At 69.2% G+C, this 10032-nt stretch carries 9 protein-coding genes; 5 read left to right on the forward strand and 4 right to left on the reverse strand.

Going from position 1 to position 10032, the window contains the following annotated elements; genetic code table 11:
- Positions 1–1467 (reverse strand): M48 family metalloprotease (locus AC1D12_RS14150; protein ID WP_477841061.1); only part of this gene is annotated, 1467 nt, incomplete at its 3' end.
- 73 nt (positions 1468–1540) lie between these two features.
- Between AC1D12_RS14150 and moaC the strand changes: the two genes are divergently transcribed.
- On the forward strand, positions 1541–2056 hold the full coding sequence (gene moaC / locus AC1D12_RS14155) for a cyclic pyranopterin monophosphate synthase MoaC (protein WP_465111258.1): 516 nt from the start codon (positions 1541–1543) through the stop codon (positions 2054–2056).
- A 7-nt stretch (positions 2057–2063) separates the two neighbouring features.
- On the opposite strand, the gene AC1D12_RS14160 is transcribed toward moaC, so the two are convergent.
- Positions 2064–3191: an MraY family glycosyltransferase gene (locus tag AC1D12_RS14160; RefSeq protein WP_477824696.1), complete on the reverse strand. Its 1128-nt coding sequence runs from the start codon at positions 3189–3191 to the stop codon at positions 2064–2066.
- A gap of 110 nt (positions 3192–3301) precedes the next feature.
- Between AC1D12_RS14160 and AC1D12_RS14165 the strand changes: the two genes are divergently transcribed.
- The 3 genes from AC1D12_RS14165 to AC1D12_RS14175 are packed head-to-tail and all read left to right on the forward strand — an operon-like array spanning position 3302 to position 7207.
- Positions 3302–4540 (forward strand): lipopolysaccharide biosynthesis protein, encoded by a 1239-nt coding sequence (locus AC1D12_RS14165; protein ID WP_477841063.1) that lies wholly within the window; start codon positions 3302–3304, stop codon positions 4538–4540.
- 1 nt (position 4541) lies between these two features.
- The gene (asnB, locus tag AC1D12_RS14170) at positions 4542–6446 is read left to right on the forward strand and encodes an asparagine synthase (glutamine-hydrolyzing) (RefSeq protein WP_477841065.1); all 1905 of its coding nucleotides are present in this window, start codon (positions 4542–4544) and stop codon (positions 6444–6446) included.
- Positions 6437–7207 (forward strand): glycosyltransferase domain-containing protein, encoded by a 771-nt coding sequence (locus tag AC1D12_RS14175; protein WP_477824693.1) that lies wholly within the window; start codon positions 6437–6439, stop codon positions 7205–7207. Before asnB ends, AC1D12_RS14175 begins: the two co-directional genes overlap by 10 nt.
- A 9-nt stretch (positions 7208–7216) precedes the next feature.
- On the opposite strand, the gene AC1D12_RS14180 is transcribed toward AC1D12_RS14175, so the two are convergent.
- Both AC1D12_RS14180 and AC1D12_RS14185 read right to left on the reverse strand, forming a co-directional pair.
- Complete coding sequence (locus tag AC1D12_RS14180; RefSeq protein ID WP_477824692.1) at positions 7217–8146, reverse strand: glycosyltransferase family 2 protein; 930 nt, start codon at positions 8144–8146, stop codon at positions 7217–7219.
- Positions 8143–9060: a glycosyltransferase family protein gene (locus AC1D12_RS14185; protein ID WP_477824691.1), complete on the reverse strand. Its 918-nt coding sequence runs from the start codon at positions 9058–9060 to the stop codon at positions 8143–8145. The genes AC1D12_RS14180 and AC1D12_RS14185 overlap by 4 nt, the downstream gene beginning before the upstream one ends.
- 137 nt (positions 9061–9197) lie before the next feature.
- Here AC1D12_RS14185 and AC1D12_RS14190 point away from each other — a divergent pair, with 137 nt between their 5' ends.
- The gene (locus AC1D12_RS14190; protein WP_477841067.1) at positions 9198–9890 is read left to right on the forward strand and encodes a glycosyltransferase; all 693 of its coding nucleotides are present in this window, start codon (positions 9198–9200) and stop codon (positions 9888–9890) included.
- Positions 9891–10032 lie beyond the last annotated feature (142 nt).

Genomic DNA, 10032 nt, shown 5'->3' on the forward strand with positions numbered 1-10032 from the left:
GCGCTGGCCGGCGCGCAGGCGGTCGACGGCGCCGGTCAGGTCGCCGACGGCGTAATGCGATTCGGCCTCGGCCCGCAGTGACCGCAGCTGCTGGCCGAGCTGCTCCCAGGTGCGGCTGAGCTGCTGCCAGGCGAGCGCGTCGCTCGGATGCAGCGTGGTCCAGGTCTGCAGGTCGTCGGCGCTGCGCTTGACGGCCGGGTCGGTCTTCGGCGCCGCGAGCGCTGCCTGGGCCTGCATCAGCAGCACCGCGCGCGACGGCGTGGCGCCCGCCTCGGCATAGGGCTTGAGCACCTGGCCGGCGCGCACGCCGTCGCCGCGCTCGGCCAGCGACTGCGCCTGCAGCAGCACGACCTCGCGCTCGGCGACGGCATCGCTGCGCGGGCTGCCGCGCACGACGCCGAGTGCCACCTGCAATGCCGCATCGGCGCGGCTCCAGTCGTGCAGCAGCGTCGACGCGAGCGCGCTCGCATAGGCGGCGTTCAGGCGATCTCCCACGCTGGCATCGGGCGCCACCTTGTCCTGCGACTGCCAGCGGCGCAGCGCGTCGATGCGGGTGTCCATCAGCACGCGGGAGCGCGCCTGCGCGGCCACGTGGGCGAGCACGCTGACCGGTGCCACCGGCGCGGCGGTGCCCAGGCGCTGGCGGGCGTCGCCGATGCGCTCGGTGGTGATCGGGTGGGTGCGCAGGTACGGGAAGCCGCCGCTGTCGTTCAGGTGCGAAGCCTGGTCGAGCTTCTCGAACATCGCCGCCATGCCGCCGGGCGCGAAGCCGGCGCCGGTGAGCACCTTGAAGCCGACGCGGTCGGCCTCGCGCTCCATGTCGCGAGAGAAGTTCAGCTGGCCCTGCACCGACGCGGCCTGCGAGCCGGTGAAGATCGCGTTGGCGCCGTCGACGCGGTTGCTGCGCGTCGCGGCGATCACGCCGAGGATCATGCCGGCCAGGCCGATCAGCGACTGGCGCCGGCTGTTGACCATGCCGCGCGCGATGTGGCGCTGCGTCACGTGCGACATCTCGTGCGCGAGCACCGAGGCGAGCTCGTCGCGCGTGGCGGTCATCGCGATCAGGCCCAGGTGCACGCCGACGTAGCCRCCGGGCAGCGCGAACGCGTTGACGGTCTTGTCGCGCACCAGGAACGGCTCCCAGGCGAAGCGCTGGTCGGACTCGGCATCGATGTTGCCCTGGGCGCGCGAGGCCGCCACCAGCGGCTGCCAGATCGACTGCAGGTACTCGACCAGGACGGGATCGTCGAGGTAGTCGGGATCCTGTCGGATCGCCCGCATGATCTGGTCGCCCAGGCGGCGTTCGGTGCCGACGCTCAGGTCGTCGGAGATCGAGTCGCCGAGCGCGGGCAGCGCGTTCTGCGTGGCCAGCGGGGTGGTGCCCTGCGCACGCACGCCGGCGCTGCCGGCGAGCAGGGCCAGCGCGCACAGCGATGCGGTGAGGCGGGTGGAGCGTGAACGTGTCATCCGGTGGGGCACGAAGGCGAGGAGCGGCCGGTCGCTATGATGCCAGCGCCACGTTGCCCGGATGTTTCCCTTCATGTCCAAGCCCCTTCCCCCAGCACAGTCCCCGCCCGCGAGCGGCCTGACCCACTTCGACGCGCAGGGGCAGGCGCACATGGTCGACGTGTCGGGCAAGGCCGAGACGCACCGCATCGCGCGCGCCGCCGGCGTGATCCGCATGCAGCCGGCCACGCTCGCGCTGATCCAGGGCGGCACCGCGAAGAAGGGCGACGTGATCGGCATCGCGCGCATCGCGGCGATCCAGGCCTGCAAGCGCACCGCCGAGCTCATTCCGCTGTGCCATCCGCTGCCGATCACCAAGGTGGCGGTGGATTTCGAGATCGATGCGGGCGAGAACCTCGTGCGCTGCACCGCGCAGGTCGAGACGCTCGGGCGCACCGGTGTCGAGATGGAGGCGCTGACAGCGGTGCAGGTCGGGCTGCTGACCGTCTACGACATGTGCAAGGCGGTCGACCGCGGGATGGTGATGGGGGAGATCCGGGTGCTGGAGAAGCACGGGGGGAAGTCGGGGGATTGGGTGGCGGCTACCTGAGCCGGAGTCAGAAGTCGCGCCAGCGGCTGATCAGCCCGCCCTTCTTCGAACGAATCATCAGTGCGCGAGGTGCGCGAAACCTCACCAATCGGGCATACAGCCACACGTACAACACGCAGAAGATCGCAGCGACGATCTGCAGCCCGAGAGTGTGGCGCCACAGCAGCGATGCCGGCAGGACGGCGAAGCTCGACAACGCCCACAGATACGGCGCAGTCAGGCTGTTGCGCAATGTGAGGCTGGCAGCCTCCTGGCGTCCGACGGCCCAGCGCACCAGCCGGCGAAAGATCAGCGTATGCAGGTGCAGGCCATCCGGCAAGCCGGGGCTCGTGCCGCGCAGGAAACGTCGGCGCCACATCGAGAACACCGTCTCGAAGACCGGGTACACGAACAGCACCAGCGCGTACCAGGCCGACACCTGCGGGTGCCGCGCCACCAGCAGGATGACCAGCACCGCCAGCAGATAGCCGACAAAATAGGCCCCGCCGTCGCCCAGGAAGATCAGCCCGCGCGGCCAGTTCCAGACGAGAAATCCCACCAGGGCGCCGGTGGCGGCCAGCGCGGTGGCGACGATCAGCGGGTCCCCCACCTGCAAACCCACGTAAGCCAGCGACAGGAACATCGCGCTGGCCACCACGGCCGCCAGTCCGTTGTACCCATCGATGATGTTGATGGCGTTGGCCAGTCCGCCGACGGCCATCGTGCTCAGCAGCAGGCTCACGGCGTGATAGAGCAGCAGGGCATCGAGAAATCCGACATCGACGCGCCGTATCTCCGCGCCGAGCCAGAAGAACGCGATGGCACCACTCAGCATGGTCGCGAGCAGGCGCGGCAGCACGCCGACGCGCTTGGTCATGTCTTCGGCCAGGCCGGTCAGCAGCGCCGGCGCGCCGGCCAGCAGCAGCAGCGAGAAACTGCCCGCCAACGCCGGAGAAGTGACCGTCATCAACAGTGCCAGCCCCAGCAGCGCCGCCAGCAGGGCCAAGCCACCGACACGCGGCGTCGACACCGCGTGGAACTTCTGCACGCCGGTCCGGGTGTCGTCCCAAGGCAAGGATCCATGCCGACGCGAGACCCGGATAATGAGCCCGGATATGACGAATGAAATCAACAGCGCAACGACGAAGCTGGTCATGGATTTTGCGGGAAGGCGCGGCAGGGCGGCGAGCGCACGCGCTACGGTAGCAGAAGCTCATGGGCCCGGGCCGCGCATGCCGCACCGATCCGGCGAATGACGATCCCGGCATGATCCGCCACATCGCGAAGGCCAATGCGATCCTGCTGTTCCAGTACGCGGCGGGGGCGCTGGTGCCGCTGCTGCTCGTGCCCCACATCGTGCGCTCGATCGGTCTGGCGAACTATGGCCACCTGGCAGTGGCCCTCGCATGGGCAGGCTTCGGAGGACTCGTCACGCAGTACGCATTCCAGCTGACGGGCCCACAACGCCTGGCCGGCAACCCGTCCGCGACGGGTGCCATCCTGGCCGATGTCGTGGTCGGCAAGGCCGCTCTGCTGGCCGTCGTGCTGCCGCTGATGGTGCTCGTGGCCGCCACGCAGGCCCCTGCCGGCGCCGCCGGCACCGGGAGCTGGTTCGTGCTGCTGCTGGTCCCGATCGGCGCGGCGGCCAACGCAAGCTGGTTTCTGCAGTTCCAGGGACGATTTCTACGGGTTGCGCTCGCCGCCATCGCCGGCTCGTGCGGGGCGCTGGCGCTCGGGTGGTGGGGGGTCTCCGGCAGCAGCACCGGATCGGTGGTGGCCGCCGCCGTGTCGTTGTCATTCGGGGGTGTGTTCGTCGGCTTGGTCACCCTGTGCTCGGCCTGGCGGCTCGCCGGCCTGCGGCCCGACACCGCACGCAACAGCCGCCCGTTGCCGCTGCTGCGAGAGGATTGGCCGCTGTTCGCTTCTCAACTGGCCTCCGCGCTGTACACCGTGGCGGGCCCGATCCTGATCAACCAGGTGGCCGGTGCCTCGTCGGCCGGCAGCTACAGCGCCGTCGAGCGTGTGGTCAACGCGCTGTCGGCAGCCTGCCAACTGACCTACGTCGCCGCCTATCCGCGCCTGGCGAGCAGCTACGTCAACGATCGGCGCGCCTACTGGCGCCTGCTCGGCCAGCTCATCGCCGCCCATCTCGCGGCGACAGCGCTGCTGGCCGGCACCCTGTGGGCTTGCCGCGAGCCGTTGTCGGCGTTCATCTTCGGTACGACAACCGAGGACACGCGGTCCTTGCTGGCCTGGGGCCTCGGGTGGCTGGTGGTCGGCATATTCGGCCCCGCACTGACCGGATACCTCACCTTGAGCCATCGCAAGCCGAAGGTGATGTCGCTGAACCTCGCCATTCTCGGTCTCTGTGTCCTGGTCGGCATTCCCGCCATCGCGGCATTCGGACCGACGGGCTGGATGGCCACCCTGGTCTGCTCGCAGTTCATCGTGCTGTTGGCTGGAATCCACTACTGGCGGTCGCGCGACGAAGCGCAGGAGACCTGACATGTGCGGCATCGCCGGATTCATCGACCTCACGCGGGGCAAGGAGGCTGCCGAAGGCACCTTGCGCGAGATGCTGGCCCGCATCGCGCATCGCGGCCCCGACGACAGCGGAACCTGGCTGCACGAAGGCGTCGCGATCGGGCACCTGAGACTGGCGATCGTCGACACCTCACCCTCCGGCCACCAGCCGATGCTCAGCACCAGCGGGCGCTACGTGCTGGCCTTCAACGGCGAGATCTACAACCACGCCAGCCTGCGCAAAGAACTCGTCGCGCGCGGCGCGGTGTTCAAGGGCCACTCCGACACCGAGGTCCTGCTGGCGCTCATCGAGGAACGGGGGCTCGCGGCTGCACTGACACGTTGTGTCGGCATGTTCGCGATCGCCCTGTGGGACCGTCAGCAGCGGCGCCTGGCGCTGGCACGTGACCGGTTCGGCGAGAAGCCGATCTACTACACCCGTCAGCGCAACGCGTTCCTGTTTGCGTCCGAGCTGAAGGCTCTGGCCGCCCATCCATCGTTCGAGCGGCGCTTGAACCTGGATGCGGTGGCCCAGCTGATGCGCTTCGGCTACATCGCCGCGCCGCACAGCATCTATGAGAACGTGCACAAGCTGGAACCGGGCACCCTCCTGGAGCTGGACATCGACGGGTCCTCGGTCGCACGGCACTACTGGCGTGCCGAAGACGCTTTCGCGCAAGGCCTGGCACATCCCTTCGAGGGCAGCTTCGCGGACGCGGTCGACTCACTGGACACCTTGCTCCGCGATGCCGTGAAGGGGCAGATGCAGGCCGACGTCCCGCTCGGCGCGATGCTGTCCGGCGGCATCGATTCCTCGACCATCGTGGCGCTGATGCAGGCGCAGTCCACCACGCCGATCCGGACGTACTGCATCGGGTTCGACCAGGCCGCCACCGACGAAGCGCCGCACGCACGTGCGGTCGCGCAGCACCTGCAGACCCTGCACACCGAGCTCTACGTCAGCAGTTCCCACGCGCGCGCTGTGATTCCGCAGTTGCCAACGCTGTACGACGAACCGCTCGGCGACTCGTCCCAGATTCCGACCTTCCTGCTGGCCGGCCTGGTTCGCCGGGATGTCACCGTGGCGCTGTCCGGCGACGGCGGCGACGAGGTGTTCGGCGGCTACCCGAAGTACCTGGTCGGCAGGCGCTACGCCGGGCTGCCGGRGCGGCACGCATTCGCCGCGTTGCTGGCCGCCGTTCCGTGGCGCGCTGCCCAGGCGCTGTCGGCCCCGTTGCCGAGGCCGATCGCTTCGCGCCTGGTCGCGCAACGACTTCGCCTTCGCCACGCCTTGCTGTCGGCGCGCGGCCCGACGGACATTGCCGAGGTGCTGGCCCGGGTCTCTCAGGATGACCTGGACATCGTGCCGGGCGCACGCCGCCCGGAAACCGTCTTCTCCGCACCAGCCCCCCTCGCCCAGGGGCAGCAGGCCGACTACGTGCGGGCGGCCATGCTGCTCGACCAGCGCACGTATCTGCCGGGTGACATCCTCGCCAAGGTGGACCGTGCCACCATGGCCAACAGCCTGGAGAGCCGCGCCCCGTTGCTCGACCACCGCGTCGCCGAGCTGGCGGCGTCGCTGCCCACCGACTACCTGGTCGGTGCGGGCCAATCGAAACGCGTGCTGCGCGAACTGCTCTACCGCTACGTGCCGCGCGCGTTGGTCGAGCGCCCGAAGCAAGGCTTCTCGGCGCCACTGGCCGATTGGCTGCGTTCGGACCTGCACGGTTGGGCGGCCGACCTGATCCACGGCAGCAAGGGATCGCCCTCGTTGAACCGCCCGTTCTGCACCCGCCTGCTGGCCGAGCACCGCGCGGCCAAGGCAGACCACTCCGGCGTGCTGTGGTGCGTGCTGAGCTTCCTGGCCTGGGCGGACGCATGGCTGTGAGCACCGGACGCCTGCTGATCTACACCTGCATCGCCGGCAACTACGACGAGCTGCCGGCGCCGCTGTTCGAGAGCGCGGACATCGACTTTGTCTGCCTGTCGGACGCGGCCGTGTCCGTTCCGTCGCCCTGGATCCTGCAACGCCTGCCGGCCATGCCGCTGAGCGCTCCGGAGTTGAACCGTTACGCCAAGATGCACCCGCACCTGCTTTTCCCGCAGCACGAGGTCAGCCTCTACGTCGATGGAAACATCCAGGTCATCGCGGATCCTCGTCCGATGGTCGCGAGCGCGCTCACCACGCGCGACCTGTCGCTCTATGCGCATCCGTTCCGCGACTGCGCCTACCAGGAATCCGAGGAATGCGCCGCGATCGGGTACGCGTGGTCGGGGACCATCCGGCGCCAGATGCGCGGCTATGCGGCCGAGGGCTTTCCGCGCGGACACGGTCTCCACGAGGCCGGCGTGATCGTGCGCCGCCACGCGTCGCCCGGCGTCCAGCGCCTGATGGCCGCATGGTGGGCGGCTTACCGCAGCGGCGTCCGGCGTGACCAGATCAGCCTTCCGTTCCTGGCGTGGAAGCTGGGCGTGCCCATCGGAAACCTCGGCCCGAGCGATCCTCGTTTCACTCAGCGGTATTTCCGGTTGCGCGAGGGTCACCGCCGACCCGTGCCGTCGCGCATCCTGATGCGGGGCCGGCTCAACCGGCTGTGGGACCGGTTGGCAAGCGGGCTGCGGATCGGCCCACCGGCCGACTCGAACTGACGAGCTTCCTCAGTCGCGCGCGCTCGACCGGGGTCCGGCGCGCGACAGCAGGCCGTCACGCAGTCCGCGCAGCATCGGTGGCAGGTTCTGCGATCGAGCCTCGCTCAAGAAGCCGAAGAAGAGCACGATGTGGAGGCACTGCTTGATGTCGGCGGTGCGCCAGCGCCATCCGGCGTACGGCCGGCGCCACACCAGAACGCTGTTGCGCACGATGTAGTAGTAGCGGAAGGGCCGATGCGCCGGCACCTGGCGCCAGCGCATCCACCACACGCGCAGCGTGTACTCGCCCAACCGGTGCTGCAGTACCGCCGACGACACGCCGGCCAGCATGAAGCCGCACGCGCGCGCGCGCAGGCACCACTCGGTATCGACCTTGTCGATGAACAGACTTTCATCCATGTCCCCGACCGTTTCGAGCGCCGCCCGCGTGGCAAGGCAGCCGGATGCGATCAGCATGTCGCAGGCGACCCAGGGCCGTGCCGTCGACACCGCCAGCCTGCGGTAGCCGAACCACCCGAAACGGACGAAATCGGCCGTCACGCCGCTGCCCTGCAGTGCCGGGCCAACGGCGGCGACACGGTGGCCCGCGCGGTGCATGGCATCGGCTGCGCCGACCAGTTCGGACACCATGTCCGGCGCCGGGACGCTGTCCTGGTCCAGCAGCAGGACAAAGTCGCTGCCGCGCTCCAGCGCACGCCGGATGCCTACGTTCTGCGCTGCGGCGACACCGCGGTTCTCTAGAAGCCGCACGAACTCGACGCCTGCCGGCGGCGATTCGAAGCCGCCGGACACACCGCCGCTCGCGTTGTCGACGACCAAGGCATGCGCGACCTGGCCCTGCAGCGCCTCGAGCAGCACCCGCAGGCGTGCGAGATCGGGCTCGAAGGTGACGATGACCGCGCAGACGCGCTGTGCGGCCGTGCGCACGGCTGCATTCATCGGCGAATCCCTGCTCGCGGCGGATGAGCGAGGCAGCAGATCCCCGCGAGCGCCCCGCTCGACAGGTGGGCGAGCTTTGCAAGCCGTCGGTCCTCGACCAGTGCGATGCCGGTCGCTTCGTACGCGAGACGAAGCAGGCAGAGTGCCGAGAATGCCGGCTCGACCAGCGCATAACGGGTCGCGAGCCACATGGTGTTGCGCCCGATCATGCCGCGCCGTCGCGCACTGTGGCCTCCCGATTGGAGCGTCATGCCGAGCACCCGGTACGACTTTCGCTCGCCCACCGAGTGCGCGAACTCGCAGTCACCGTTGACGAGCACGTGCAGGCCGGTGCGCCGCGCCCGCATGCAGTATTCGGTGTCGACGTGGTCGACCGCGAGACCCTCGTTGTAGGGTCCGACGCGGCGCAGGGCCGCCAAGCTCCACACCGACATCGAGTTGATGACGAAGGCGACCGGGCGCGTGCCGGTGAACTCACGCGGCAGGTGATGGAAGCGCCAGCGCGACAGCTCGAGGTGGCGGGCTCGCAGCCCGGTCGCCCGATCTCGATGAGCTGGAGCCACTGCCGCGGTGTCGGGGCGCGAGAAGGCACTTCGCGTCGATGGATGGGCAAGGAACGCCGACAGGCTGGCCGTATCGGAATCGTCGTCGACGAAGACGACGTGACGAACCGCATCGGCACCGGCGACATCCCCGAGCGCTCGCAACGCGGCGTTGTAGGCACCCGCCAGGCCACCGGCATTGCCGTTGACCAGCACGCTGGCATTCGGCGGCAACGCGGCAGCGTCGGAGACGGCGGGATGGCCCGACGTCGAGTTGTCGACGATGAAGAGCCGCTTCACGGCACCCGCCAGCGAAGCGATCGAGGCGGCGGTACCCGACCGCAGGTCGAACAGCACCAGCACGGCAGCCATCTCGCCCGCATCGGGCGGCGCGACGGTCGATGGGGTCACTGTCATGGCTGCGCGCCCGGCGTGCCGCATGGCAACGCATAGACTTGCGCCCGATGAACGACATCACCGTATCGATCGTCAGCCACGGGCAGCGCGAGTTGGCCAGCCTGCTGCTCTCGGATCTCGACCGCATCCGCTGCGATCTCGTCAGGCGGATCATCGTGACGCTGAACATCGACGAGCCGTGGTCCCCACCCACCTCGATCGGCGGTGCACCGGTGCTGACGATCCGCAATGCGAGGCAGGCAGGCTTCGCCGCGAACCACAACGAAGCGTTCCGTCACTGCGAAACCTCGCTGTTCGTGATCGCCAACCCCGACGTGCGCCTGCACGAGGATCCGTTCGCCGCGCTCGCGCAAGCGCTGGCGCATCCGCGATGTGCCCTCGCGGTGCCGTGGCAGGTGGACGCGCGCGGCCAGGTCGAAGACTTCCGGCGCCGGATCCCGACGCCGCTGTCGCTGGTTCGCCGGGCTGCCTCCCGAGACCGGCGGCTCACCGAGACGGCGGACATGGAATGGGTCGCCGGCTCGTTCATGGCCGTGCGAAGCGAGGTGTTCCGCGAGCTGGCCGGTTTCGATGCGGGCTACCGGTTGTACTGCGAGGACGTCGACCTGTGCCTGCGCCTGCAGCTCGCGGACTGGCGCATCGAGGTGCTGCCGCACACGGTGGTCGTGCACGACGCGAGGCGCTCCTCGGGCGGCGGCAGCTGGCGGCATTTGCGATGGCATCTGATGAGCTTCGTGCGGCTGTGGACATCGCGCGCGTTCTGGCGCTACCGGAAGTCGCGATAGCCGAGCGCAGACGTGGGAGCCAGGCACTGGAAGGGCTTGTCCTTCACGGCCGCATCGTCGCAGGGCGCGAAGAAGGCTTCGGCCTGGTCGTTGTGGAACTCTCTCAGACGCTGCGCCACGTAGCGCGCACGCTGCACATCGC

The sequence above is a fragment of the Rhizobacter sp. P1_G5 genome, from assembly GCF_056405435.1.